The sequence below is a fragment of the Paenarthrobacter sp. RAF54_2 genome, from assembly GCF_052113945.1.
Lineage (GTDB): Bacteria > Actinomycetota > Actinomycetes > Actinomycetales > Micrococcaceae > Arthrobacter.
Genome location: NZ_JBFRDV010000002.1, coordinates 162512 through 188608, shown reverse-complemented (window position 1 = coordinate 188608; position 26097 = coordinate 162512). Strand labels below are relative to the sequence as shown.

24 protein-coding genes and 1 pseudogene are annotated in these 26097 nt (G+C 61.8%); 10 read left to right on the top strand and 15 right to left on the bottom strand.

Features of this window, described 5'->3' with window-relative positions:
* Positions 1–124: 124 nt before the first annotated feature.
* Positions 125–568 (bottom strand): hypothetical protein, encoded by a 444-nt coding sequence (locus AB4Y87_RS02335; RefSeq protein WP_442002877.1) that lies wholly within the window; start codon positions 566–568, stop codon positions 125–127.
* Between the two features lie 136 nt (positions 569–704).
* Complete coding sequence (locus AB4Y87_RS02330) at positions 705–1412, bottom strand: FadR/GntR family transcriptional regulator (RefSeq protein ID WP_442002974.1); 708 nt, start codon at positions 1410–1412, stop codon at positions 705–707.
* Positions 1413–1528: 116 nt separating this feature from the next.
* Between AB4Y87_RS02330 and AB4Y87_RS02325 the strand changes: the two are divergent.
* Positions 1529–2481, top strand: a pseudogene (locus AB4Y87_RS02325) (cation diffusion facilitator family transporter).
* 37 nt (positions 2482–2518) lie between these two features.
* Here the strand turns inward: AB4Y87_RS02325 and AB4Y87_RS02320 are convergent.
* Positions 2519–3352 carry a helix-turn-helix transcriptional regulator gene (locus tag AB4Y87_RS02320; RefSeq protein WP_442002876.1) on the bottom strand — a complete coding sequence of 278 codons (834 nt, stop codon included), beginning with the start codon at positions 3350–3352 and terminating at the stop codon, positions 2519–2521.
* A gap of 86 nt (positions 3353–3438) precedes the next feature.
* Between AB4Y87_RS02320 and ilvD the strand changes: the two genes are divergently transcribed.
* A complete protein-coding gene (gene ilvD, locus AB4Y87_RS02315) occupies positions 3439–5301 on the top strand; it encodes a dihydroxy-acid dehydratase (RefSeq protein WP_442002875.1) in 1863 nt (620 codons plus the stop codon).
* Between the two features lie 7 nt (positions 5302–5308).
* On the opposite strand, the gene AB4Y87_RS02310 is transcribed toward ilvD, so the two are convergent.
* Together AB4Y87_RS02310 and AB4Y87_RS02305 are read right to left on the bottom strand one after the other, a co-directional pair.
* Positions 5309–5545, bottom strand: a complete 237-nt coding sequence (locus tag AB4Y87_RS02310) for a hypothetical protein (RefSeq protein WP_442002874.1) — start codon at positions 5543–5545, stop codon at positions 5309–5311.
* A gap of 16 nt (positions 5546–5561) precedes the next feature.
* Complete coding sequence (locus AB4Y87_RS02305; protein WP_442002873.1) at positions 5562–7361, bottom strand: thiamine pyrophosphate-requiring protein; 1800 nt, start codon at positions 7359–7361, stop codon at positions 5562–5564.
* Positions 7362–7477: 116 nt separating this feature from the next.
* Between AB4Y87_RS02305 and AB4Y87_RS02300 the strand changes: the two genes are divergently transcribed.
* Positions 7478–7717 carry a hypothetical protein gene (locus tag AB4Y87_RS02300; RefSeq protein WP_442002872.1) on the top strand — a complete coding sequence of 80 codons (240 nt, stop codon included), beginning with the start codon at positions 7478–7480 and terminating at the stop codon, positions 7715–7717.
* A gap of 4 nt (positions 7718–7721) precedes the next feature.
* Here the strand turns inward: AB4Y87_RS02300 and AB4Y87_RS02295 are convergent, their stop codons facing one another.
* The gene (locus AB4Y87_RS02295; RefSeq protein WP_442002871.1) at positions 7722–9878 is read right to left on the bottom strand and encodes an amylo-alpha-1,6-glucosidase; all 2157 of its coding nucleotides are present in this window, start codon (positions 9876–9878) and stop codon (positions 7722–7724) included.
* Positions 9879–10025: 147 nt separating this feature from the next.
* On the bottom strand, positions 10026–10283 hold the full coding sequence (locus tag AB4Y87_RS02290) for a hypothetical protein (RefSeq protein WP_442002870.1): 258 nt from the start codon (positions 10281–10283) through the stop codon (positions 10026–10028).
* A gap of 165 nt (positions 10284–10448) precedes the next feature.
* Between AB4Y87_RS02290 and AB4Y87_RS02285 the strand changes: the two genes are divergently transcribed.
* Positions 10449–10805: a cupin domain-containing protein gene (locus AB4Y87_RS02285; RefSeq protein ID WP_442002869.1), complete on the top strand. Its 357-nt coding sequence runs from the start codon at positions 10449–10451 to the stop codon at positions 10803–10805.
* Between the two features lie 56 nt (positions 10806–10861).
* Here AB4Y87_RS02285 and AB4Y87_RS02280 read toward each other — a convergent pair whose 3' ends face one another.
* From AB4Y87_RS02280 to AB4Y87_RS02250, 7 genes are all read right to left on the bottom strand, one after another.
* Positions 10862–11554 carry a GntR family transcriptional regulator gene (locus AB4Y87_RS02280; protein WP_442002868.1) on the bottom strand — a complete coding sequence of 231 codons (693 nt, stop codon included), beginning with the start codon at positions 11552–11554 and terminating at the stop codon, positions 10862–10864.
* Between the two features lie 39 nt (positions 11555–11593).
* Positions 11594–13048 (bottom strand): NAD-dependent succinate-semialdehyde dehydrogenase, encoded by a 1455-nt coding sequence (locus AB4Y87_RS02275; RefSeq protein WP_442002867.1) that lies wholly within the window; start codon positions 13046–13048, stop codon positions 11594–11596.
* Positions 13049–13074: 26 nt separating this feature from the next.
* Positions 13075–14328 (bottom strand): aspartate aminotransferase family protein, encoded by a 1254-nt coding sequence (locus tag AB4Y87_RS02270; protein WP_442002866.1) that lies wholly within the window; start codon positions 14326–14328, stop codon positions 13075–13077.
* A 79-nt stretch (positions 14329–14407) separates the two neighbouring features.
* Positions 14408–15538 carry an FAD-dependent oxidoreductase gene (locus tag AB4Y87_RS02265; RefSeq protein ID WP_442002865.1) on the bottom strand — a complete coding sequence of 377 codons (1131 nt, stop codon included), beginning with the start codon at positions 15536–15538 and terminating at the stop codon, positions 14408–14410.
* Between the two features lie 3 nt (positions 15539–15541).
* A complete protein-coding gene (locus AB4Y87_RS02260; protein ID WP_442002864.1) occupies positions 15542–16309 on the bottom strand; it encodes an amino acid ABC transporter ATP-binding protein in 768 nt (255 codons plus the stop codon).
* On the bottom strand, positions 16306–17238 hold the full coding sequence (locus AB4Y87_RS02255) for an amino acid ABC transporter permease (protein WP_442002863.1): 933 nt from the start codon (positions 17236–17238) through the stop codon (positions 16306–16308). The genes AB4Y87_RS02260 and AB4Y87_RS02255 overlap by 4 nt, the downstream gene beginning before the upstream one ends.
* A 13-nt stretch (positions 17239–17251) precedes the next feature.
* Complete coding sequence (locus AB4Y87_RS02250; RefSeq protein ID WP_442002862.1) at positions 17252–18175, bottom strand: ABC transporter substrate-binding protein; 924 nt, start codon at positions 18173–18175, stop codon at positions 17252–17254.
* A gap of 261 nt (positions 18176–18436) precedes the next feature.
* Between AB4Y87_RS02250 and AB4Y87_RS02245 the strand changes: the two genes are divergently transcribed.
* From AB4Y87_RS02245 to AB4Y87_RS02220, 6 genes are read left to right on the top strand one after another with little or no spacing between them, the layout of a single operon-like run.
* Positions 18437–19111, top strand: a complete 675-nt coding sequence (locus AB4Y87_RS02245) for a haloacid dehalogenase type II (RefSeq protein WP_442002861.1) — start codon at positions 18437–18439, stop codon at positions 19109–19111.
* Positions 19112–19138: 27 nt separating this feature from the next.
* On the top strand, positions 19139–20416 hold the full coding sequence (locus AB4Y87_RS02240) for an NAD(P)/FAD-dependent oxidoreductase (protein WP_416417790.1): 1278 nt from the start codon (positions 19139–19141) through the stop codon (positions 20414–20416).
* A 33-nt stretch (positions 20417–20449) separates the two neighbouring features.
* Positions 20450–22000 carry an aldehyde dehydrogenase family protein gene (locus AB4Y87_RS02235; RefSeq protein WP_442002860.1) on the top strand — a complete coding sequence of 517 codons (1551 nt, stop codon included), beginning with the start codon at positions 20450–20452 and terminating at the stop codon, positions 21998–22000.
* Positions 21997–23118: a tartrate dehydrogenase gene (locus tag AB4Y87_RS02230; protein ID WP_442002859.1), complete on the top strand. Its 1122-nt coding sequence runs from the start codon at positions 21997–21999 to the stop codon at positions 23116–23118. Before AB4Y87_RS02235 ends, AB4Y87_RS02230 begins: the two co-directional genes overlap by 4 nt.
* On the top strand, positions 23115–24098 hold the full coding sequence (locus tag AB4Y87_RS02225; protein WP_442002858.1) for a D-2-hydroxyacid dehydrogenase: 984 nt from the start codon (positions 23115–23117) through the stop codon (positions 24096–24098). The genes AB4Y87_RS02230 and AB4Y87_RS02225 overlap by 4 nt, the downstream gene beginning before the upstream one ends.
* Positions 24099–24137: 39 nt before the next feature.
* Complete coding sequence (locus AB4Y87_RS02220) at positions 24138–25178, top strand: NAD(P)-dependent alcohol dehydrogenase (protein WP_442002857.1); 1041 nt, start codon at positions 24138–24140, stop codon at positions 25176–25178.
* 6 nt (positions 25179–25184) lie between these two features.
* On the opposite strand, the gene AB4Y87_RS02215 is transcribed toward AB4Y87_RS02220, so the two are convergent.
* Positions 25185–26036 (bottom strand): LysR family transcriptional regulator, encoded by an 852-nt coding sequence (locus AB4Y87_RS02215; RefSeq protein WP_442002856.1) that lies wholly within the window; start codon positions 26034–26036, stop codon positions 25185–25187.
* Positions 26037–26097 lie beyond the last annotated feature (61 nt).

The following is a 26097-nucleotide window of genomic DNA, read 5'->3' as shown; positions in this document are numbered from 1 at the left end:
CTCCCAAGGCTCATTGCCATGGGTTGACGTGTCAAGTAGGGGGAACGGCACTGGAAGTGACGTACGACGGCGGTACGCACCCAACGCGCGTACCTCGCGGAAGGTGCGTACCGCCGTCGTTGTTTCAGAAGCGGATGTGGACTGCGAAGCTGTCCTCGGGTTGGCCGGTGTAACGCGAGGCCGAGTTGCGGGCAGCGGCCGGTATATCGATGAAGCTCCGGGCTGTGGCGGTGAGCCCCGGGTAGTCGTCGAATGCCAGCGTCAACCGACCGTCAGCAGCGTGTTTGATGTGCACCGTGATGACTGTTTTTGGCGTCTCCGCCGGAAGGCCGGCCGTGGTGAGTGAGTAGTAAGGCGTGGTTCTCCCGCGGATATCGGCAGGAACGTTGGCCCGGATGGACCCCTCTTCCTCCAGTTCGGAGAGGCGGGCCTTGACGGTATCTTTGCAGGCCGTGACGCCGTGGGTGATGTCTGATACTTTGCTTGCGCCATTGCGAGCAAGGTAGTTGAGGATTTGGCTTCTGGTGAGTTGGGTTCGGGTGGGGGCTTTGATGGAAGTCGTTGTCATGGCCGTGTCCAAGCGGTCGACTTTTTAGTCATCATTTCCTATGGTCAGGCACCCAGTTGGGCGCAATGAGGCGGTGCGGATTCCTCGTTGAATCCGTCCGAATGGTGTGGTGGGTTGTCTCGTTCGATCCAGGGCTTTAGGGCGCCGAAACCGGTAGGACAGCCCCTAGCGATCCTTCTACGCCATGAAGGTGCCGCATCATGGCGATCCCGGCATCCTCGGCCGAGCCATTTTCGATGGCTTCAAAAATGGCCGCGTGCTCTAGTCCGGATTCCTTCCTCCGGTCCACTACCTGGTTCAAGGTGCTGGACTGGTTGGCCATGGCCTCGTCGATGTCGGAAAGCATCGATGCGAAGACGCCATTGCCACTGCTGCGGGCGATGATTGCGTGGAACTCGGAATTGAGGATGACCCACTGTTCCAGATCGTCTTCTTTATCCATTGCCAGCAGGATTTCCCGGAGGGATTCGACATCCTGCTGGCTGCGGTGTTCCGCTGCCAAACTGGCGGCCGGCACTTCAATGTGAGGCCGGGCCTGCAGGAGTTCGCGGGCCGAATACTTGCCCAGTTTCAGGTCGTGGCCAACTTTGTCGGCGATGACGAAAGTGCCCTTGCCCGTCCGGGTTACGGTCAGGCCCAAGGCATTTGAAGACTTCAGGGCCTCGCGCACCATGGTCCTGCTGACGCCGAACTGCTGCGCCAACGTGGCTTCCGAATCCAGGCGCGAACCTACTGGGAGGCTGCCGTCTTCAATGGCAGCCCTCAGGGTGGCAAGCACTGCCTCGGCGGCACCGACCCTTACGACTTTGGTTTGTCCAGCAGTCCAGCTGTCCAACAGGCTGATCATGCAATGAATATGGCATGGCTCACAGAGTGGGGCAAGTTGTTACGCGGGGAGTTGCGCTGCTTGACGGGCCTGAAGTGCTGCCTGACCTGCCTCCAGTTGGGTACGGTATCTCCATGGCGGCATCCGAGAAGCGCGATAAACCCGGTTCCACACTGCTGACCGTTGCCATTGCCTTTGCGGCGAACGCCCTCGTTGCGGCGGCCAAATCGGTGGCTGCCGTCATCACCGGATCTGCTTCCATGACCGCCGAAGCCGCACATTCCTGGGCGGACACCGGCAACCAGGTATTCCTCTTCGTGGCGGAACGGCGCTCCCGGCGCCCTCGGGACGACAGCCATCCGATGGGTTATGGCCGGGAAGCATATGTCTGGTCCATGTTTGCCGCTTTCGGGCTGTTCACCGCTGGCGCAGTGGTGTCCATAATGCACGGGATCCAGCAGATCATCACGCCGGAGCCCGCTTCGGACTTCCTGGTGGCATACGTGGTGCTGGCCGTGGCCTTTGTCCTGGAGGGAGTTTCCTTTGTCCAGACTTCCGCCAGACCAGGAAGGCGGCCCAGGAGCTGGAACGGAACACCCTGAAGCAGGTCCTTATCAGCTCCGATCCCACCTTGCGAGCCGTGTTCGCAGAGGATGCTGCTGCACTGATTGGCCTGGTGGTTGCGTTTGCCGGTGTGTTCCTGCACCAGGTCACTGGTTCGGCCGTGCTGGACGCCGTAGGCTCGATCATCGTGGGTGTTCTGCTGGCGGTTGTTGCCGTTGTGCTGATCGATCGCAACCGACGCTTCTTGGTGGGCCAAGGTGTAACGCCGGACATTGAACGTTCCATCGCCCGCCGCGTGCTCGAACACAGGGATATTGCCCGCCTCACCTACCTCCATGTGGAGTTCGTCGGCCCCCGCAAACTGTACGTCGTGGCCGCCGTCGACCTTCAGGGTGACCACCCGGAACACCAGGTGGCAGTTGCTCTGCGTCGAATCGAGCGTGAGCTGGAGGACCATGAAACGGTGGAGGAAGCCGTACTGACGCTGGCTACTCCGGATGAAACCCCCTGGGCGGTGACTTAAGCGGACCAGGGGCGCTAACTACAGGCCACTGCCTTAGCTACCGGCCACTCACCATCAGCCGCTGCATCTGCTCGCCTGCGTCGCTCCCAGGCGTCGGTGTGTAGACCACGATGTGGAGATCGGGCCTGTCCGACGGCGAGACCTGGTGGTGCTCCATCTGCAGTACGCCCACGGCAGGGTGATGGAAGAGCCGTTCCCGGGACTCGAAGCCCAGGATGTCGTAGCGGTCCCAGCTTTCCTGGAACTCCGGGCTGGCTTGCTTGAGCCGTTCAACTTGGAACTCAACATCGGGATCGCCCAAGCGTTGCCCCGTCTCTGCCCGGAACTCGGCAAGGAACCGCTTGCTGGTGACGTCCCAATCGGGGAGCAGGTCGCGGATATAGGGGTCAGTGAAGACCAACCACAAAAGGTTCCTGTCGCCGGCGTCGAAGGTTCCGATGTTGGGATACAGGGCCTCGTAAGCGCGGTTCCAGCCGGCGATGCCCCAGTCCGGGGAAAGGGCGTAGGAAGGGTTGGGATCCAACGCATCCAATAGCCGCTGCACATGGGCGGGTGCATCGGCCGCGACTGGACCGGCAGGAGGGGCGGACGAATAGCCGCCCAATGACAGAACGTAGCTGAGTCCGGTGTCGGACAGATGCAGCGTGCGGGCTACGGCCTCGAGCACCTGCCGGGAAGGGCTGATATCCCGGCCTTGCTCAAGCCAAGTGTACCAAGTGACGCTGACGCCGGACAGGAATGCGATCTCTTCCCGGCGGAGGCCGCGCTCGCGGCTCCGCCCCACGGGAGGGAGTCCATAGTCAGAACGCAGGGCTTGGGTGCGGCGGGTCCTGAGGAAGAGTCCCAGTTCCTTGCGCCTCTCATCTTTCACGAACTCAACACTATTACTCTGGTAGTTTCACTACTAGTAGCAGCACCGTCTTCCACCCGCTGTAGAACAACAGCAGGATGGTACTTATGCCTGCACTTCGCTCCAGAACAGTTACCCACGGCCGCAACATGGCCGGCGCCCGCGCACTGCTGCGCGCCTCCGGCGTCGCCAACACGGACATCGGTAAGCCGATCATCGCCGTCGCCAACAGTTTCACCGAGTTCGTTCCCGGCCACACCCACCTTGCTCCCGTGGGCCGGATCGTCTCCGACGCGATCCTCGCCGCCGGTGCGGTGCCGCGCGAATTCAACACCATCGCCGTGGACGACGGCATCGCCATGGGCCACTCCGGCATGCTCTACTCCCTGCCTTCCCGCGACCTGATCGCGGACTCCGTTGAGTACATGGTCAACGCCCACTGCGCGGACGCCCTGGTCTGCATCTCCAACTGCGACAAGATCACCCCGGGCATGCTCATGGCCGCGCTGCGCTTGAACATCCCGGTAGTGTTCGTCTCCGGCGGTCCCATGGAGGCCGGCCGTGTGACCCTGACCGACGGCTCCGTGCGCTCCCTGGACCTGGTGAACGCGATTGCCGACGCCGTAGACGAATCGATCTCCGATGAAGACATCAACCTCATCGAAGAGAACGCTTGCCCCACCTGTGGTTCGTGCTCTGGCATGTTTACCGCCAACTCGATGAACTGCCTTGCCGAGGCAATCGGCCTGGCACTGCCGGGCAACGGCTCCGTGCTCGCGACCCACACCGCCCGCAAGGCGCTGTACGAGAAAGCCGGCGCCACCGTCGTCGAGCTCGTCAAGCGCTATTACGACGGCGACGACGACTCCGTTCTGCCGCGCTCCATCGCCACTGCCGAGGCCTTTGACAACGCCATGGCCCTGGACATCTCCATGGGCGGCTCCACCAACACGATCCTGCACTTGCTGGCCGCGGCCCAGGAGGCGGGCGTGGACTACGGCCTGGAAGAGATGGACGCCAAGTCCCGCCAGGTGCCATGCCTGGCCAAGGTGGCCCCGAACGTCGCCGGAGACAAGACCTATTACATGGAAGACGTGCACCGCGCCGGCGGCATCCCCGCGCTGCTGGGTGAGCTCAACCGCGGTGGCCTCCTGCACAAGAACGTCCATTCGGTGCACTCCAACGACCTGGATGGCTGGCTGGACGACTGGGACATCCGCGGGGGCAAGGCCACGGAAGAGGCGCAGGCGTTGTGGCATGCAGCTCCCGGCGGCGTCCGCTCCTCCACAGCTTTCTCGCAGTCAAACCAGTGGACCTCGCTGGACACCGATGCCGAGGGTGGCTGCATCCGTTCGGTGGAGCACGCATACTCCAAGGACGGCGGCCTGGCTGTACTGCGCGGCAACGTAGCAGTGGACGGCGCCGTGGTGAAGACCGCAGGCGTGGACGAGTCCATCTGGACCTTCGAAGGCCCAGCAGTTGTGTGCGAGTCACAGGACGAAGCTGTGGAAAAGATCCTGAACAAGACCATCAAGGAAGGCGACGTGGTGGTCATCCGCTACGAAGGCCCCAGGGGCGGCCCGGGTATGCAGGAAATGCTCTACCCGACGTCGTTCCTCAAGGGCCGCGGCTTGGGCAAGAAATGCGCCCTCATCACGGACGGCCGCTTCTCCGGCGGGACCTCCGGCCTGTCAATCGGGCACATCTCCCCGGAGGCTGCCTCCGGCGGCGCCATCGCCCTGGTGGAGAACGGTGACATTATCAGCATCGACATCACGCAGCGCTCCCTGCAGTTGCAGGTCTCCGACGAGATTCTCGCCGAACGCCGCGAAAAGCTTGAGGTCAACGGCGGCTACAAGCCGAAGGATCGCGAGCGCCACGTTTCGCCGGCGCTGCGCGCCTACGCGGCCATGGCCCTGTCCGCGGACAAGGGCGCCGTCCGCGACGTGTCGTTGGTGGAGAACCTCTAAGCGCAGGTCAGGACTGTTCGGGCGCTTCTTCGTTGGCGATTGCTTCGATCCAATCGATGGCTTCGTCGGGCATCTGCAGTCCCGGACTTTCCTCGTCCGCGACCCACCACGAATCAGCTGGTTGTGGTCCGCCGGCCCCTGCGATCTCGGCAGCGATTTCCGGGGGCACGGCGGCGCCGTTGTTATTTATCAACCATTCACGGGTCATGGGACTCAACTGCGTCCACCACTGCTGCATGCTCATTGAAACTGCTCCATGTTCATTGGGACTCCATCTCCGCATAACTGTCCAATAGCTTCCGGGCCCGCTCGCCGTCGCCGCCTTCTTCTGCCAGGGCGGACCTCATGCCTTCCAGCTTCTTTTCCCCGGCAGGGAAGGGCGGGAGCAGCGGGATGTCCGGATCTGTCAGGACCTCCAGGACTGCAGGGCGGTCCAGCGAGAACGCGTAATCCCACGCGTCGCCGAGCTTGGCTGGGTCCTCCACGCGTATTCCGGCCAGGCCCAGCAAGTCCGCATAGGCGGCATAAGGAAAGTCCGGGATCTCCTGGCTGGCATTGAATCGCGGTTCGGCCGCGTTTTCGCGCTGCTCCCAGGTGACCTCAGCAAGGTCGCGGTTGTTGAAAACGCACACCACGAACCGGGGATCGGCCCAGTTGCGCCACCGATGCGCCACGGTGATCAGCTCCGCGATGCCCAGCATCTGCATCCCGCCATCGCCGGCAAGTGCCACCAGAGGCCGGTCCGGGTAGGCAAGCTTGGCAGCCAGACCGTAGGGAATCGCGCAGCCCATGCTGGCGAGCGTGCCGCTTAAATGGGCCGGGACTCCCGGCGGGAGGGTCAGTTGGCGGGCGTACCAGTAAACGCAACTGCCGACGTCGAGACTTAACTGTGCGTTGTCCGGAAGCCTGCCGTTAAGTTCGCGGACCACGAGTTCCGGGTTCACAGGATCGGCGGGTATGTTGGCGCGCTCCTCTGAAAGATGGCGCCAGGCGCGGACCTGGGTTTCGACGTCGGAACGCCACCGGGTGCGTGCGCTTTCCGGTTGGTTGGGCTGCTGATCGAGGCGCTTGCCGAGTGCGTCCAGTGTCTCTGCCGCATCGCCCACCAGCCCGACGTCCACCGGGTAGCGATTGGCGATCTTCCGGCCATCAACATCGATCTGGACAGCCTTGGCCGTTCCAGGTTTCGGGTAGAACTCCGTCCAGGGATCGTTGGAGCCGATAATCAGCAGGGTGTCGCAGTTGTTCAGGAGGTAGGAACTGGCAGTAGTGCCGAGGTGGCCCATGGTGCCGGCAGCGAAGGGCAGCGTCTCGTCGACGTGCGGCTTTCCCAGCAGGCTGGTGGTGACGCCGGCCTGCAGCTTTTCGGCCAGCTCCTGGACCTCGGTCCGGGCACCGCGGGCTCCCTGGCCCACCAGGAACGCCACCCGCTCACCTTTGGAAAGGATCTCGACGGCGGCGTCCAGGTCTTCCCCCCGGGGCATCACCCGTGCGGGGTGCCATACCGGGGCGGTGACAACTATTCCGTGCTCATGTTCGAGTTCGGGAGCCTGGGCGGATTGAATGTCGTGGGGGATGATCACGACGCACGGGGACTTGGTCTCCAGGGCTGTACGGAACGCGCGATCCAGGAGCATGGGAACCTGTTCCGGTGAGCTGGCGAGCTGTGCGAACTGCGCAGCAACGTCCTTAAAGACGGTTAGCAGGTCGATTTCCTGCATGTAGGCCGAGCCCAGGACGGTGGTGCTTTGCTGGCCAATGATCGCCACCACTGGAACGCCGTCCATCTTGGCGTCGTAGAGTCCGTTGAGCAGGTGGATTGCGCCAGGACCTTGCGTCGATGTCACCACCCCGACGCCGCCGGTGTACTTGCCGTGCCCCACGGCCATGAAGGCGGCCGCTTCTTCGTGCCTTGCCTGCACGAATTCCACGGCATCCTGTGCTCTGCGGAGGGCGCCCATGAAACCGTTGATGCCGTCGCCGCTGTAGCCGAAGACCCTGTCCACGCCCCACGCTTGAAGGCGTTCCACGATGAGATCCGAAACTGTTCGCTCGGCCATGTCTGAAATTCCTCTCGCTAGGCACTATCGTCAATTGTTGACAATTGCTACGCTTGGTTCATCACCTAAAACCCGGGCCAAGCATTCGCTGAAGCCCCTTGCGTGAAGGACCTCCCATGAAGAAGCGACGCCCGGCTACCCTGGCTCCAGAGCTCGTTGAAACATCGCGCACAGGGCACCACTGCCCCAAGACCGGTTGGTGGTCTGTCGCGGGAGACCCGAGGGCCGCCCGCCTGATTACGAAGGGCGAGGTGATGCCTGCCCTGCACGGCACGCCGGCGCTCTGGATCATGCGCGAAACGGCTGCTGGGACCCAAGCGGCCCGCCCTGCCGCCAACTTGCTGGCAACCTCATAGCCAATCAGCCCTCCTTCCGGAGGCCGGCCTGCTGCACGAGTTCGGTCAACCAGGGCCGGTGTCCTCTGTGGAAGACCATCCCGTCCGGAAGCCCCTGCACGGTGGGAACGGAATCGGCGATATCGATGGTTACCCGGCCGCCACCCATGGGCGCGTTGGTGATATGCAGGTCGCCGTAGGACGCCGGCAGTTGGGGATCCATCCAGAACCCGCCACGCGACACATGGGCGTCGTACCTCATCAGGCTGGTGACCAGTTGGATGGGGGAGGTGGCCGCCCACGCTTGCGGCGAGCACGCCGTGGGGTACGGAACGGGCTCGCTGTATTGCTCCCTGCTGAAGCCACAGAACAGCTCCGGGAGCCGCCCTTCGGAGTAGTCGGCCGCTTCGAGCAAGGCTGTCGAAATTCGTTGGGCCTCTTCCACGAATCCGTAGCGCATCAGACCGGCGGCAATCACAGCGTTATCGTGCGGCCACACAGAACCGTTGTGGTAGCTGGCCGGGTTGTAGGCACCCATGTCGGTTCCGAGGGTACGAACTCCCCAGCCACTGAACATCTCGGGAGACATCAGCCGTTCGGCCACCAGTGGCGCCTTATCCTCGTCCACCAACCCCACCCACAGGCAATGCCCCATGTTGGAGGCGCACGCGTCAACCTGCCTTTTCTTGCCGTCCAAAGCAATGGCGTAATAGCCGCGGTCCGGCATCCAGAATTGCTCGTTGAACCGGACTTTTAACTCCGCCGCCCGATCGGCGAGTTCCTGCGCCAAAGGTGCGTCACCGGCGTCGTGCGCTATCCACGCCCGTGCCATGTACGCGTCATAGACGTACGCCTGAACCTCACAGAGGGCGATAGGCGGCTCCGCGAGGCGCCCGTCCGCAAAATTGATGCCGTCCCACGAGTCCTTCCAACCCTGGTTGATCAGCCCCCGATCGTTGAGCCGCTGATACTCGACGAATCCGTCCCCGTCCCTGTCGCCATAGTCCCGGATCCAGTCCAAGGCCCTGTCCGCGTTGGGCAGCAAGGCCGCAATGGTGTCCTTGGCGAAACCCCACCGGCTGACCGAACCCAGCAGCACCACGAACAGCGGCGTGGCATCGATGCTGCCGTAGTAAACGGATTTGCCGCCGAGCGACAGTCCGCTGGAGACGTCCAGCCTGACTTCGTGCAGGATCTTCCCTGGTTCTTCCTCGCTGATGGGATCCACTACCTTGCCTTGCCTGTCAGCCAGCGTTTGCAGGGTGCCCAGGGCGAGGGACGGATCAACGGGCATGGCCATCTCCGAAGCCCAGAGGGAGTCGCGGCCAAACAGCGTCATGAACCACGGCGCTCCTGCTGCCACAACCACCCTGTCCGGGTGAGTGGGGTCTTCAATGCGGAGGGCGCCGAGATCGTCATAGCTGCGCCGCAGCGTCCTCTCGATGGAGTGGTTGCCCATGTGCAGCACGGGAATTTTGGCCACCCATTCCTGGCGGCGCTGATCGCTACGGGACAGCTCGCCGACGGCGGGACGCACCACAGGCGCTGCAGGCGCCCCTCCCTCAGTTCCGGGAGCAATGGTGACCACGGTGCTCCAGTGCCCGCGTGGAGGGATAGTGGTCTGATATCTGAGGCCCTCGGGGGTCGCCTCGGCAACATCGGAACTTACGACGACGGACTTCCGGACATCCTGCCACCTGGAGCGGATGGTCAATGTGTTGTGGTGGTACTCGCGGGACTCCTCCCACTGCCTTTGGACCCGTGCTTCCTTGACTTCGAAAACGTCGGCGAAGTCCGAGCCCACTGCGAATTCGACCAAACATTCCACGGGTTCCATCGAATGGTTGCGGACGGTCACATGCTCCACCATTCCCACGCCTACTTCCCGCAAGCGCTCCACGATCAGCGGCGTATCCGCATACCCGTCGGACCGTGTGACGCGGCCGGCAAAGGCTGCCCTGTAGGGCTCTTTTGTCTGGGCGGTCAATGGCTCCAGCGACTGGCCGTTGATGGTGAGGACCCAATCGGACAGGACCCGGGTGTCCTGGAAAAACATACCGTGGGGATGGTCCGGGTGAATATCGCCGTTAGGCAGGGAGATGCAGAAGGACGTGCCTTCCACCAAGGTGACAGTCCCGGCGCCGAGGGGTCCGGCTGCTGTATCTGCATTCCATCCAGCCACTGCATGGCTCCTCTAAGAACCAAGGACGGCCAGTCCCTGTTCCGGGCTCCCGGCTGTCCTGCTACATCGTCACCTCGACGGTACTCTTGCTGGCCTGCTGGGGCTAGAGCGTTGGTGGCTGTTGCTTTGCGCTGTCAGTCCGGGCTGTCAGCCTTGGGACGCGACCAGCAGATCGTAGTCATCATCGATGTGGAAAAGCCGCCGTTCGCCGATGCGGTCTATTACCCAGATCGTTTGTCCGTCCGCAGTCCGATCGTCCACAGTGCCCCTGTGGTATTCAAAGCCGCGCAGGCTGAGGGAAACTACGTCTCCAGCTTCCAGGGAGTTCCAGAGCGATACCCTCCGGCTTTGCGCGCTGTATGCGGCAGGAGTACTTTCCAGGCTGTTTTTCCAGATCAGTTTCATGGGGAAGTTCTCCTTGGTGACGGGGCTGGCATCGGTGGCAGGGCGTCCGCTGAATATATTCTCCTTCAAGCCTATCGTCGATTGTTGACAATTGCTAGGATGGAAACTGTGCTTTCCAAAGACGGCAGGCACGTTCAAAAGGGCCCAGCCCCAGAAGGAGAATCCATGATCAAGGCCACTGTCATGAGCGACGCAACAACGCAGGACCCGGGGGAGCACATCCCTAAGGCAACCACCAGCACACCGGGCCAGACTGAGGTCTCGTTCCGTTTGTGGGCCCGCGATAACCACAAGACGGGCATCTGGGAGGTCACGCCGGGTGTGTTCAAGAGCACCCGCCCGGGCTATGACGAGATCTGCCAGATCCTCAGTGGCAAGGCGACCATCACTGAAGAAGACGGAACCAGCTTCGACATCGGTCCCGGAACGTTGTTCGTTACTCCGGCAGGATGGACGGGCACCTGGACCATCCACGAGACGCTGCGGAAGATGTGGGTTGTCACGGACGTTCCCACAAGCTAACTCGCAAGGAAGGGCCCGGTTCAACTGAACCGGGCCCTTCCTGTATGAAGACTTTCCTAAGCAGTAATTCCTGTTACTTCCGGGCTGGAAGTGAGGTCCTCCACGGCCTTCTGCATGTGGCGTTTGATGGCCTGCTGAAGTCCGCTACGGTCCCGGGCCTCAAGGAGGTCAAGGAGCTGCTGGTGCTCCTGCACAAGTGCATCAATGCGGGGATATGCCACCTCCAGGCTCAAAATACACATCCTGGATTCGGCAGCAAGAGTCTCATAAATACGTATGAGCCGCGTGTTTCCAGTGCCTGAAACGAAGGCAGTGTGGAACTGCATATCAAGGCGCGCAATGGCTTGCCAGTCCGAGGCCGCAACCTGCTTGGCCATGTTCCGGATGATGCCCTTGAGCTCCCGGCAGGTGTCCGCCACCTGCTCTGCGTCCGAGTCCAAAAGCGTGTTTGCCGCGGCCAACTCAACGGCTTCACGGACAGCGTAGATCTCTTTGACATCCTGCGTGGAAAGTTCCAGCACGAAGACGCCGCGGTTGCGCTTGCTCACCAGGATCCCCTCTTGGCACAGCCGCTGGAGCGCCTCGCGGAGCGGACCCCGCGAAGTGCTCAGCTGGCTGGCCAAGGCAGATTCATTGACCTGCTGGCCAGGTCTGAAGGCCCCTTGGACAATGAGCTCACGTAATTGGTCAGCGATCAGCTGGGCCGTGGGCCGGCCTTCCAATACGAACATTCCCTCCGGTGCCGCCATTGACATCCCCTCATTTCATGCTTCGGCAATTTGAAACTGTTAGACCGCTATTGCGGTGTACTTGTACTCCAGGAATTCTTCGATTCCTATTTTTCCGCCCTCGCGTCCGAGCCCGGATTGCTTGATGCCGCCGAACGGTGCCGCGGGGTTGGAAACCAGGCCGGTGTTCAGGCCCACCATTCCGACTTCCAGTTCCGCGGAGAACCGCAGGGCCTTGTCCATGCTCTCTGTGAACACGTACCCCACCAGGCCCCACTCAGTATCGTTGGCCAGGCGGAGAACTTCGTCCTCGCTATCGAACGCGGTGATTGCTGCGACCGGGCCGAAGATTTCCGTGCTCATGAGTGCGGCGTCTGTGGGCACATCCACCAGGACAGTAGGGGTATAGAAATAGCCGGGGCCATCCGGACGGCTTCCGCCGGTCAGTACGCGTGCTCCCTTGGATACTGCATCTGCAACGAGGCTTTCGACCTTTTCCAGGCCCTTCTGTTCGATGAGGGGCCCGACGTCGGTACCAGCCTTGGCGCCGTTGCCTACCTGCAATTCTGACATCTTCTTGGAGAACTTCTCGCCAAATTCCTCTACCACCGAACGGTGGACGAAGAAGCGGTTTGCTGCCGTGCAGGCCTCGCCCATGTTGCGCATCTTGGCCTTCATGGCACCGTCCACGGCCTTTTCGATGTCTGCATCGGCCAGCACGATGAACGGGGCGTTGCCGCCGAGCTCCATGGAGGAGCGCATCACGTTGTCCGCCGCCTGCTTCAGCAGAACCTTGCCCACTTCCGTGGAACCAGTGAAGCTGATCTTTCGGGCGATGCCACTGTCAGTCCAGGTCCGGACCACCGTGGAGGCGGTGGACGTTGTCACAACGTTCAGCACGCCGTCGGGAAGGCCGGCCTCCTTGAACAGGGCCACCAGGGCCAGCGACGTCAACGGTGTCAGCTCAGCAGGTTTGAACACCATGGTGCAGCCCGCAGCAACGGCCGGGGCGATCTTGCGGGCGCCCATGGCAAGCGGGAAGTTCCACGGAGTCACCAGGACAGAGGGGCCAACTGGTTCCTTAGTGATGAGGATACGGGTGTTTCCATCCACGGAGCTGGCACTGTCACCGCCAATGCGGACTGCTTCTTCCGAGAACCAGCGGAGCATTTCGGCACCGTACGCCACCTCACCCTTCGCTTCTGCGAGTGGCTTGCCCATCTCCGCAGTCATGATGGCCGCGAGCCGGTCCGTGTTGGCGATGACCAGTTCAAAAGCGCGCCGAAGGATATCGGCCCGCTGGCGCGGAGTGGATTTGCTCCACTCCGCCTGGGCGCGACCCGCTGCCTGAATAGCCAAGGCAGCGTCTTCAGGACCGCCGTCGGCAACGTGGGCAATCACTTCGTTCGTGGCAGGGTTCTCAACGGCGAAGGTGGCTCCACTGGTTGCTTTCTGCCACGTTCCGTCAATGAACAGGTCCGTTGGGATGGTGGTGGGGTCAAAGGAGGTGGTCATGGTCGCTCTTTCAGTGATCAGGGGGACTAGGAGGTGGCCGTCTTGAGCGCCTGGGTGAATTTGGACAGGCCCTGCTGAATTTCATCGCTGCTGACGTTCAGGGCCGGGATGAGGCGAATGACGTTGCCATGCGGACCGCAGGTGAGGAGCAGGAGTTCCTCCTTGATGGCTGCCTGTTGGACGGCGAGGGCAGTTGCCGCGTCCGGGGTGTTGTCGGCGGCGGTGAACTCGACGCCCTGCATCAGGCCGCGGCCACGCACGTTGCCGATTCCCGAGAATTCCGTTTGCAGATTGTCCAGTCCTGCCCGCAGTTCGTCACCGCGCAGCAAGGCGTTCTCCACGAGGTTCTCCCGCTGGATCACACCCAAAGTTGCGACGCCGGCTGCTGCCGCGACTGCGTTTCCGCCATAGGTTCCGCCCTGGGAACCTGGCCATGCCTTGCCCATCAAATCGGCGGACGCGGCGATCGCGGAGATGGGGAAGCCGCTGGCAAGTCCCTTGGCGGTGATCACGACGTCTGGGGAAATTCCGGCCCAGTCATGTCCCCAGAACTTGCCGGTGCGGCCCACTCCGGCCTGGACCTCGTCCAGGATGAGAACGATGCCGTGCTTATCGGCACGTTCACGCAGGCCTTGGAGGAATGCGACAGGCGTGGGGATGTACCCGCCATCACCCAGTACGGGTTCGATGATGAAGCCGGCCGTATCGCTCGGGGCGCTGATGGTCATCAGAAGGTGGTCGAGTTCCTTCAAGGCAAAGTCGACGGCGGTGGCTTCGTCCCAGCCGTACCGGTACCAGTGCGGGAACGGGGCAACGTGCACGCCACCCATGATGGGGGAGAACCCTGAGCGGAACTTGGTTCCTGCGGTGGTCAGGGAGGCGGCCGCTACGGTGCGCCCGTGGAACCCACCCTGGAAGGAGATGATGTTGGGCCGTCCGGTTGCCATGCGGGCCAAGCGGATGGAGGCCTCCACTGCTTCGGAGCCGGAGGTTGCATAGAAGACGCTGTCCAGGCCCTGGGGCAGGACACCGCCCAAGAGTTCCGTGAGTTCAAGGAGGGGCTTGTGCATCACGGTGGTGTACTGGGCATGGACAATCTTGCCCACCTGTTCGCGGGCTGCGGCCACCACATCGGGGTGGCAGTGCCCGGTGCTGGTGACGCCGATTCCGGTGGTGAAATCCAGGTATTTCTTGCCGTCTGTGGCGTGGATCCAACTACCGGACGCATAGTCCACGACCACTGGAGTGGCCTGCTTCAGGATGGGGCTAAGTGTTGCCATGGCTTCATACTTTCTTAGTAACTGTAGATTGTCAACAATACGCGATTCGCGGGTCATTAGCCCGCGAATCGCGTGATGCCTAGTTCTTGAACCTCTGTGGACGGACGAAGTCCAGGCCGTCAAAGCCACCCTTGCCCAGTGCCTCGCTGGCAGCAATCTGGCCGTAGCCGGAAGCCATCTTGAAGCCGGCTCCGGAGAAACCGGTGGCGGAGTAGATCCGGCCGGACTCAGTGAAGAAGCCCAGAAGGGGCTGCGAATCCGAGGTGAACAGGTCCGGGAAGGCATCCGAGCGGACGATGCTGGGGACCAAACCCGGGAAGAATTCGGTAACCGTCTCAGTGGTTTCTGCAATCTCCGCTTTGGTCAGCTCCCTGGGCACTGAGTCTGCAGCCGGGGTTGGTGCCCCGCGGCCATCAAGCGTGGCTTTAACGGTGACGCCGTCCACCGCGGGCGCTCCATACATGGAGCGATCGCCGGAAATCCTGATGAAGATGGGGAACTTCTCCGGCGTGAACTGGGTTGCGTCGCGGGCGACGAACCAGCTCAGGAAAATCCTGCGGGTTTCCGTGTGTGCCTTCAGGTACTCGGGCATGAGCTGCTGGGACCACCCACCGGATGCGATGATCACCCGTTCGAAGGTCCAGGACTGTTCGCCGGAGGTGACGACAACGCCGTCGTTGGTTTCCGTGATGCTGCTGACAGGAGTATTGCTGAGGACGGTTGCCCCGTTTGCCTGTGCCGCTGAAACCGCCGCGGTAACTGCCCGATCAGTGCGAAGTGCGCCGCCGAAGGGATCGTAAACGGCGACGTCATCAGCCCGGAGGTTGTGCTGCGGGTAGCGTTCCGCCATTTCCTCACGAGTGAGGATTTGGTGGCTCGCTCCGTTGATCCGGGTAGTTTCCAGCAGCTTGGGAATGTAGGGTCCGTCAACTGTGCCGATGGAGAGTCCGCCACAGCGGGTGAGGATATCCTGTGCCGTTTCTGCCTCCAGCTCGGCCCAGAGATCCCGTGAGCGCTCCAGGATGGGATAGTAGTCCGGCCTTCCCCTGTAAAGCATCCGGAACAGGCGGGTGTCGCCACCTACCGCACTTCTGCCGTGCCCGGGGGCGTGTGCTTCGAAGCCGACCACGGATTCGGACAACCGTGAGGCCTGCCAGAGCGCCATGCTTCCGATGCTGCCCAGGCCGATGACGGCGAGTTTTCCATCCATCTCTTAGAGCACCTGCTTCAGGAAGGCCTGGGTGCGTGCTTCTTTGGGGTTCTTCAGGATTTCCCGGGCGTCGCCGCGTTCCACCACGTAGCCCTCGTCCATGAAGATCAGGGAATCGGCCACTTCGCGGGCAAAGCCCATCTCGTGGGTGACTACCACCATGGTCATGCCCCTTTTGGCGAGGTCCTGCATGACAGCCAGGACTTCCCCTACCTTTTCGGGGTCAAGGGCACTGGTGGGTTCGTCGAACAGGATGATTTCCGGATCCATGGCCAAAGACCGGGCGATGGCCACGCGTTGCTGCTGCCCGCCGGAAAGTTCGGCAGGGTAGCGGTCGCCGAAAGCGCCGAGGCCCACGCTCGTCAGCAGTTCCTGGGCGCGCTTGGAGGATTCCTTCTTGTCGGCACCTTTGACGAGCACGGGGCCTGACATGACGTTCTCGCGGGCGGTCATGTTCGGGAACAGGTTGAACTGCTGGAAGACCATGCCTACCCGTGTACGTTGCTGGGCAAGCTTCTTGGGGGGCAGCGCGTGGTAAGCGTTGTCGGTCTCGTAGTAGCCGAAATCATCGCCGTTGACTTTCAGGATTCCGGAGTCCACGGTCTCCAGGCCGTTGATGCAGCGCAACAGGGTGGACTTGCCGGAACCGCTGGGTCCGATAATGCAGCAGATTTCACCGCTGGCAATATCGAGGTCGATATCGTGGAGAACGGTCTTGTGCCCAAAGGACTTACGAATTCGGCGGGCTTGGATCGTGCCGTCGTTGCTCATCGTGCGATTCCTTCCGGCGCTGTCAGTTGGACTTTCCTGGCCTTGCGGGGAACCCGGGCGGAGGTATGGGAGTATTTCTGTTCGAGCTTGGACTGCGGGTAGCTCAGCACCAACGTCATCACGAGATACCAGAGGCTCGCCACGATCAGCAGCGGGATGGTCTCGTAGGTGCGTGCGTAGATGAGCTGGGCGCTCTGGAGAAGTTCCGCAACACCCAGGACGCTGACCAAGGATGTTTCCTTGAACATTCCGATGACCTGGTTGCCGGTAGCCGGAATGATCGAGGGCATGGCCTGGGGAATGATGATCTTGCGCATCTTCGTAGCGGCGCTCATTCCCAGGGAGTCCGCGGCTTCGATTTGGCCCTTGCCCACCGAGGAGAACCCGCCGCGGATGATTTCTGCCATGTATGCGGCTTCATTCAGCGTCAGGCCGACCAAGGCTGCGGTGATCGGACCCATGAGTGCATTCGTGTCGATCGCGGTGCCGATGTCGGTAAACGGGATCCCGATCGTCAGATTCGGGTACAAGGCCGAAATGTTGAACCAGAAGATCAATTGGACCAGCACCGGGGTACCGCGGAACAGGGTGATGAAAACGCCCGCTGTGGCCGCGATCGGTTTGACTTTCGAGGACCTCATGATGGCAATGACCAGGCCCAGGAGGGTGCCCAAGGCCATGCTGGCGACCGTAAGGAAGATGGTGAGCATCAGCCCGCGGAGGATCGATTCGTGGGTGAAGTACTTGGCCACGACATCCCACTTGAAATTGGGGTTGGTGGAGACCGAGAAGAGGATGCCCGCGCCAAGCAGGATGGAAACCACCCAAGCGACGTATTCAAAGGTACTTCTGCGACGAAGACGGGGCTTGAGTGCCGGATCGATTCCGTTCATTGTCGGTTTGCTTCCGTTACTGATGGTTTGCACCATGGGAGCACCTCTCCTAGTTGAGTTTTGCGTCCGTGATGGCACCGGACTCGAGGCCCCAGTTGGCGAGGGACTTCTTGTATTCCGGGCTGTTCAGGACCGACTGGATGGCGGCCTGGAGTGCGGGAGTCAGGGCAGATCCCTTTTTGACGCCGATAGCGGTGAGGTCGCTGGAGCCAACGTTAACCTGCGGTGTCAGGATCGTGAAGGCTTTCGGCTGCTGCTTCTCGGCCCAGGCGAGGGAGGTTGTGTCGTAGAAGATACCGTCGATGCGCTTGGACGCCAGCTGGGTCAGGGCTTCCTGGACGTTGGGCAGCGTCACGGCGTTGATCGCTGGCTGTCCCTTGGAGGTGCAGGTCTGCTCGTTAAGGGCCGGGAGCCGCTTGAGCTGGCCGGTAGAGCCCTGGGTGACGGCGATGTTCTTACCGCACAGCGTCTCGTTGGTGAGTTTCAGCGGGTTACCCGCGGCCACGGCCACCGAGTTGCCGGCCTTGAAGTAGTCGATCATGTCCAGGACCTTCAGCCGCTCATCGGTCTTTGACATGGTCGTGGCGGTGAAGTCGTAGCGGCCACCGTCAAGACCAGGGACGATCGTGTCGAACTTCGTGTCCTGGAACTTCAGCTTCAGGCCGAGCTTCTTGGCCACCAGGCGGGCGATGTCCGGGTTCAGGCCGATCGCCGTCGAGTTGTCCTCGGCAAGGAACGTCGTCGGCGGGTAGTGCAGGTCCATTGCGACCGTCAGCTCGCCCTTGTCCTTATAAGATGCCGGCAGGAGGCTCACGGCCTTTTCGTCGGGCTGGACGCCCTCGGAGATGTCAGTGGTGTTTGAAGTCTTGCTGTCTGGCGTATCGCTGCTGTTGGCTGTTCCGCCACAGGCGCTCAGTGCGAGTAGTACGGCAAGTCCTGCAGCTGCAGTCTGGGCCTTGGTTCGAATCTTCATGGTGCTTCCCTTCGAGGGAGTCGGTCACGGGGGAGGGAGAAGTTCTAGGTTGTAATGTGATCCGGATCTCTCCGTCATCTACTGCAATGCAACCCCCTCAACAGTAGATTGTCAACAATTGACAGAAACTTTTTTTCAGTTAGGTCCTTGGTTGAGAACCGTTCTAAATACCGCCTAGAAACTGTTGACAATTTACAATTTGCCCCCCTAGAGTCGAATCACAAGCCTCCCCTTCCATCTCCCTAAAAGAACGGAAACCCCATGGCAGAGACCAACTTCCGGCCGAAGTACATCTCCTTCGATGTCTACGGCACGCTGATCAACTTCGACATCGATCCCACAACCCGGCGGCTGCTTGATGGACGTATCTCCGAAGAGCAGTGGCCTACGTTCAAGAAGCAGTTCCGTGGCTACCGCTTCGACGAGGTCCTTGGCGACTACAAGCCATATGAGGCGATCCTTCAGGATTCCTTTGACCGCGTGTGCAAGCGCTGGGGCATTGGGCCCACCGAAGGTGCCGGCGCAGCGTTCGCTGAGGCTGTCCGCGGCTGGGTTGCCCACGAGGACGTGCCGGCCCCGCTGAAGCTCATGGGCGATAACTACCAGCTTGTGGCGTTGTCCAACGCGGACGACAGTTTCCTGGACATCAGTATTCCCAAGCTCGGTGCAGAGTGGCACGCCGTGTTCACCGCTGAGCAGGCCCAGGCCTACAAGCCCCGCTACCAGGCCTTCGAGTACATGCTCGATACCCTGAACGCCAAGCCGGAGGACTTCCTGCACGTTTCCTCGCACACCCGGTACGACATGCACCCGATGCATGACATGGGCTTCCGCAACCTCTGGATGCTGGACCGCGGCTATGACCCCATTGGCCAAGGCTACGACCTCAACACTGTTACGTCCTTGGACGAGCTCAACAAGCACCTCGGTCTCTAAACAGACTTCCAGGCGAAAGGTCATACCGTGAAACTTGTTCCCTACTGGCTCGATACCGCAGAGCCTTCCGGCGATTACCGTCGCACTCCGGTCCCGGAAAACGTTGATGTTGCGATTATCGGTGCCGGTTTTACCGGGCTGTCAGCAGCCCTTGAATTCGCCAAGCAGGGCGCCAGCGTGGCCGTTTTCGAACGTCACACTGTTGGCTGGGGTGCTTCGGGCCGTAACGGGGGAATGGCTACGACTGGTTTGGCCATTGGCTTCAGCACGGCAGTCAAGCGCTACGGGGCTCCCCGCGCGGTTGAGATGTTCCGCGAATACAACGACGCGATCGAAACCATCGAGAAGCTGGTGCACGACAACGGCATCGACTGCGACTTCAAGCGCTTCGGCAAGCTCTCCCTCGCGTTCCACAAGTCCCACTACGACGGCTTCCTGAAGTCCCAGGAACTGCTCGCCAACCTGGTCGACCACCACGTAAAGGTCATCCCCAAGTCCGAGATCCACAGCGAAATCGGCACGGACTTCTACCAGGGTGCCATGATGGATCCGCTGGGTGCCGGGCTCCACGTAGGGAAGTTCGTGCACGGCCTGGCGAAGGTGGCAGCTGACAACGGCGCGGCCATCTGCGAGAACGCATCCGTCACCGAACTGAACAAGGTCTCCGGGACAGTGCACGATGTGCACACCACCCGTGGAATTACCCGGGCCAAGCAGGTCCTGGTCGCCACCAGCGGCTACACCGGCAACGTCACCCCGTGGCTGCAGCGTCGCGTGATCCCGGTGGGCAGCTTCATCATCTGCACGGAGCCACTGTCCGAAGAGGTAGTGAACCGTATCCTGCCCAACAGGCGTCAGGCCTCTGACAGCAAGATGCTGACCTACTACTTCAGGATCACACCGGACAACAGGCTGCTGTTCGGTGGCCGGGCCCGATTCGCTTTGTCCAGCCCGGACTCGGACGTCAAGAGCGCCGAAATCCTGCACAAAGCCATGACCGAGCTCTTCCCGTACCTCTCCAAGGCCAAGGTGGACTACATCTGGGGTGGGCTGGTGGATCTCTCCATGGACCAGATGGTCCATGCCGGCCAGCACGACGGCCTCTTCTACTCCCTCTGCTACAGCGGCCACGGTGTTCAAATGGCGGCCCACATGGGTAAGCGGATGGCCCACTACATGGCCGGCGACAAGTCGGCAAATGTGTGGGAAGACCTGAAGAACCCGCCGGTCCCCGGCCACTTCGGCCCGCCATGGTTCCTGCCCTTCATTGGCGGAGCCGCGAAGATCATCGACCGTATCAAGTAGACATCCCGCTAGCCAGGCAAGGTAAAGGTTCCCATGAGTTCATCAACAACCGTCGCTGGAGCGCGCCTGAAAACAGGTGAGGAAACTGCCTACAGGCGGGCAAGCGTTGCGGCCCTTCCCGGTGGTGCCTTCCTCGAAGGCCTGTGGGAGACCGCCGACAGGATCCTGGAAGTCCGGGATCCTGAAGACGGCGTGCTGCTGGGCACTGTGTGTTCTTCAACCCCACAGGATGTCCGCCGGGCGGTTGCCCACATTCACCGCCACCTCCTGGACGATGAATGGCCCCTCCGGGAACGCCGCGAGGCTTTGGAACGGGCCGCAGTGCTCCTGGCTGAGCAGTCAGTACGGTTTTCGGAGATCATTGCCGCCGAAAGCAGCAAGACCATCAACGAGGCCGAGCGCGAAGTGCGCCGGTGCATCGAGACGCTGCGGCTTTCGGCGGCAGCTTCGAGCGAACTCGTCGGGGAGACTCTCGGCTTTGAGGACAGCATGGCCGGAGCCAACAAGATCGGCTGGTACAGCCGGAAACCCGTTGGCATCATCGCCGCCATCACGCCCTTCAACGATCCGCTGAACCTCGTGGCACACAAGCTGGGCCCGGCGCTGATCGGAGGCAACGGCGTCGTGCTTAAACCCTCAGGCCGCACACCGCTGACCGGGCTGGCTTTCGTTCAGCTGTTGCTTGAGGCCGGCGTTCCGACAGGTCGCATTGCCGCGATCGTGTCCGGACCCGGCGTGTCCGAGGCCATCGTGACCGACCCCCAGGTGGACCTCATCTCCTTCACCGGCGGGCCAGCGACGGCCGACCGCATTGCTGCCGCTGCTGGCGCCAAGAAGATCCTTTCGGAGCTGGGCGGCAACAACGCCACGATCGTCTGCGCCGACGCCGAACCGGCAACCGCTGCTGAGGCGATCGTCGCCGGGGCTTTCGGTGTGGCGGGCCAGAACTGCCTGTCCGTCCAGCGCGTCTACGTCCACATTTCCCTGTACGACGAAGTCCTTGAAAAGGTACTCACGGGGACCCGCGCCCTCCGCGTCGGAGCGAAGATGGACCGCAGCACCGACGTCGGTCCGCTCATCACCGAAGCGGAGGCCCGCCGGGTGGAGGCGTGGGTGGAGGAAGCCAAAGCGGCGGGCGCCACCGTTCGTGTGGGCGGTCAGCGCCACGGCGCCTTCTACCAACCAACCGTGCTGACAGATGTGCCGGCAGACGCCCGCGTCATCGTTGAAGAAGTGTTTGGCCCCGTGGTCAGCATCATGCCCTTCATCCAGATCTCTGACGCCATCCACGCGGCGAATGCCTCCGAATACGGGCTCCAGGCCGGTGTCTTCACCGAATCCATTGACCTGGCCCTGGCAATTGCCGACAAGCTGCAGGTGGGGGCGGTGGTCATCAACGAGACCAGCGACGTCCGGATCGATTCCATGCCCTTTGGCGGGTTCAAGAAGTCCGGCGTGGGCCGTGAAGGCGTCAAGCACGCAGTCCGCGAAATGACCGAGCCCAAGAGCACCATTATCAAACTGGCGGAGCCCGCCACCCGCTGGCAGCAGCTGACGGGCACCTCAGAACGGAACGCATCATGACTACTACCCACAAAATCGCGGTCATCGCCGGCGACGGTATCGGCAAGGAAGTGGTCCCCGCGGCCATCGAAACCCTGGAACGAATCGCTGAAATCCACTCCATCAACCTGAAGTTCACGCACTTCGACTGGGGATCTGACTACTACGCCCAGCACGGGCGCATGATGCCGGTGGACGGCCTGGAGCAGCTGGCGCAGCATGACGCCATTTTCCTGGGTGCCGTGGGCTCCCCGGAGGTGTCCGATGCTGAATCGCTGTGGGGGTTGTTGATTCCCATCCGCCGCAAATTCCAGCAGTACATCAACCTGCGGCCGGTAAAAACGCTCGACGGCGTGAAGTCGCCCCTGGCGAACAAGGAACCGATCGATATCCTCATCGTGCGTGAAAACAACGAAGGGGAATACTCGGAGGTCGGCGGACGCATGTACCGCGGACTGCCCCACGAAACCGCCGTCCAGGAAACCATCTTCACCCGCTTGGGAGTGTCACGGGCCGCGCACTACGCCGCCTCGCTCGCGTCTTCCCGCCGCGGTCAGTTGACCTCGGCCACCAAGAGCAACGGCATCATCCACACCATGCCCTTCTGGGACGAGGTAGTGGAAGAAACCACCCGTCTCTACCCCGATGTGACGCTCACCAGCGAACTGGTGGACGCCTTGGCTGCGCACCTGGTCCTCAAGCCCTGGACCCTGGACGTCATTGTTGCCTCGAACCTGCTCGGCGACATCCTCTCGGACCTGGGCAGCTCCATCACCGGCTCAATCGGTGTGGCGCCCAGCGCGAACCTGAACCCCGAAGGTGATTTCCCATCCCTCTTTGAACCGGTGCACGGATCTGCGCCGGACATCGCGGGCAAGGGACTGGCAAACCCTGTGGGCCAGATGTGGTCCGGCGCAATGATGCTCCAGCACCTGGGCCACCCTGAAGCTGCCGAGCACCTCCAGTTGGCCTTCGAGTCCGCACTGCGGGAAGGGCTCGGGACCCGCGACGTGGGAGGCCCGTCGTCGACGTCGGAGTTCACTGCCGCTGTTATGGCCGCGATCGATGTCATTGATGTGCTTGGCTCGATCGAGGCCGGCACGGCAACCAAGTCTGCGGGAGCACCGGCGTCGTCATGACGGTTTCCGCTGAACGCAAGAGGCCTGTTGTCGCGGCACTGTACCGGGAGGCTTTGCCGCCCCGGCTGGAGGAGATCGAAGCCCTGGCCGAGGTCCGACTGACCAAGGCCGACGGACTGGCTGAAGCGATGGACGGTGCAGATGTCCTGTACCAGTGGCATTCGTTTTCCCCTGCCTTGCGGGAGAACTGGGACGCGGCGTCATCGCTGAAGTGGGTCCACGTAACAGCCGCGGGCGTCAGCCAGCTCCTGTTCGACGAGCTCATCCAGAGCGATGTGGTCTACACGAACTCCCGCGGAGTGCTGAGCCGTGCAATTGCCGAATTCGCGCTGGGCTTCGTCCTGGATATTGCGAAAGACTCGCAGGGCTCGTTCAAGCTTCAACAGCAGCAGCGCTGGCAGCACAGGGTCACCCGTAAGATCCAGGGCCAACGCGCTTTGGTGGTGGGCACTGGTTCCATCGGGCGGGAAATCGCGTCCCTGTTCCGTGCCGTGGGTCTGCAGGTCAGCGGTGCCGGACGAAGCAGCCGTCCAGGGGATGAATTGTTCGACGAAATTCATTCTTCCCGGGACCTGACCGGGATCGCCGGGGACTTCGACTTCCTGGTCCTGGCGGCGCCACTGACTGAACAGACCAAGGGACTTGTGGACGACGAGGTCCTTACCGCCATGAAATCCACCGCACACCTGATCAATGTGGGCCGTGGGGAGCTGGTACGGACGGACGCGCTGATGGATGCGCTGACCTCCGGATCCATTGCCGGTGCCGCGCTGGACGTGGTCCATCCCGAGCCGCTGCCTGCGGGACATCCTCTGTGGAGCATGGAGAACGTGATCATCACCCCCCACATGAGCGGTGACACTGAGGATTATCTCGACGAACTGGGGCAATTGTTCGTGGACAACCTGCGACGGTTCAGCCAGGGCGAACCCCTGCAGAACATCGTGGACAAAACCCTTGGGTTCGTCCCGGTCTCCTGATCCTGTTTCCTCTTTGCTGTTTCCCGAAAGAAGAATGCCGTGCCAAGTACCGTGAAGGCCTATGTAGCCACTTCTCCCACCTCGGACCTCGCGCCGGGCACCGTGGAACGGCGGGATCCCGGCGATTTCGATGTGCAGATTTCCATCAGATACACCGGAATCTGCCACTCGGACATCCATGCTGCACGAGGAGACTGGGCCAGCAACTACCCCTTGGTGGTTGGTCACGAGATCGTCGGAGTTGTGGAAGCCATCGGACCCAAAGTCACCCGGCATGCGGTCGGGGACCGCGTGGGAGTGGGCTGCTTCGTTGATTCCTGCAGGGAATGCGTCAATTGCCGTGCAGGCGAGGAGCAGTATTGCCTGCAAGGTGCCAGGAGCACGTACAACTCCTTCGGCCGTGACGGCCTGCCCACCGCCGGCGGATACAGCACAAGCATCGTGGTGGATGAGAACTACGTCCTCAGAATCCCCGACGGCATAGACCTCCAGGATGCCGCACCTCTGTTGTGTGCGGGAATCACTATGTACGCGCCGCTGCGTAACTGGAAAGCCGGGCCAGGCAAGCGCGTGGCCATCATCGGTATGGGCGGACTCGGCCACATGGGCGTGAAGATCGCTGCGGCTTTGGGAGCCGAAGTCACCGTGCTCAGCCAATCGCTGAAGAAGCAGGAGGACGCCGTCCGGCTCGGCGCCCACAGCTACTACGCAACATCTGAAGCGGCAACCTTCGAATATCTGAAGGGTCAGCTGGACCTGATCATCAACACTGTCTCCGCGGACGTCGATGTGGATGCCTATCTGTCCTTGCTTGCCTTGGATGGCACCATGGTCCTCGTGGGCCTGCCCTCAAAACCCCTGAGCCAGCGCGCTTGGTCGCTGGTGGAATTCCGACGCAATCTTAGTGGCTCAAGGATGGGCGGAATCCGCCAAACACAAGAAATGCTGGACTTCTGCGCCGCCCACCGCCTGGGAGCAGACGTGGAAGTCATTCACGCAAGCCAGATCAACGAAGCATTCGAACGGGTACTCGCCAGCGATGTCCGCTACCGCTTCGTCATCGACGCAAGCACATTCTGATTGCCGTCATCCCGAGTACAGCCCCATCAGTAACTCCACAATCCGTTCGCGCTCCTGCGGCGGATCCTTCGTGGACCACGCGAGGTACACGGACACCGGCGGGGCGTCACGCACTGGACGGTAGATGATGCCCCGACGCCGATACTGGTGAGCCGTCGACTCGGCGGTCATGCCCCGCGCCGCCCCGCTGCCAATCGTCGTCAACCAATCATCCACATCGTTGATGGGCACGATGTCCGGCCGCCCCTCCTCCGCCCACAGCTCAAGAGTTGTGCTGCCCGTCCGCAAGTCCATGGCGACCGGCCGCTCGGCCACCTGCGCCATGGTTACGGAACGTCGCGTTGCCAGGGGATCGTCCGAGGACATGGCACAGTACCGCTTCTCCTCGCCAATCCGGACATGCTCGACGCCGGCCGCATCCGGAAGGCGTCGAAGGATGGCGAAGTCAGTGGTTCCGTCGGCAAGGCCACCGGTAGGGGAGTTGGAGTGCACGAGTTGCAGCTCCACGCCCGGTATTGCGACCGCCCATCGGCGTTGGAACTCCATGGTGTGCTCGCCTAAAGCGGACCACGCGTAGCCCATCCGGATCTTTCCGGTACCGGACCGGGCCTCCCTCTCGAGGTCCCCCAGAAGTGAGAGGACGCGACGTGCCTTGGCGACGACGCGCTCGCCGGAGGGAGTCAGGCCAACGCTGCGGGTGGTCCGTTCCAGGAGCCGTACCCCGAGAATCTGTTCCAGCCCGGCGATGTTGCGTGAAACAGCCGCTTGGGACATCCCCAGGTCAATAGCGGCATCGGTAAATGTGCCTTCCTCGACTACAGCCAGGAGGCACCGTAATTGCCTCACCTCGACGTCCATGCCATCCATCCTATTCATGCATGTACCGCATAAATAGGCTCGTCCATGCATTTAGTGGATG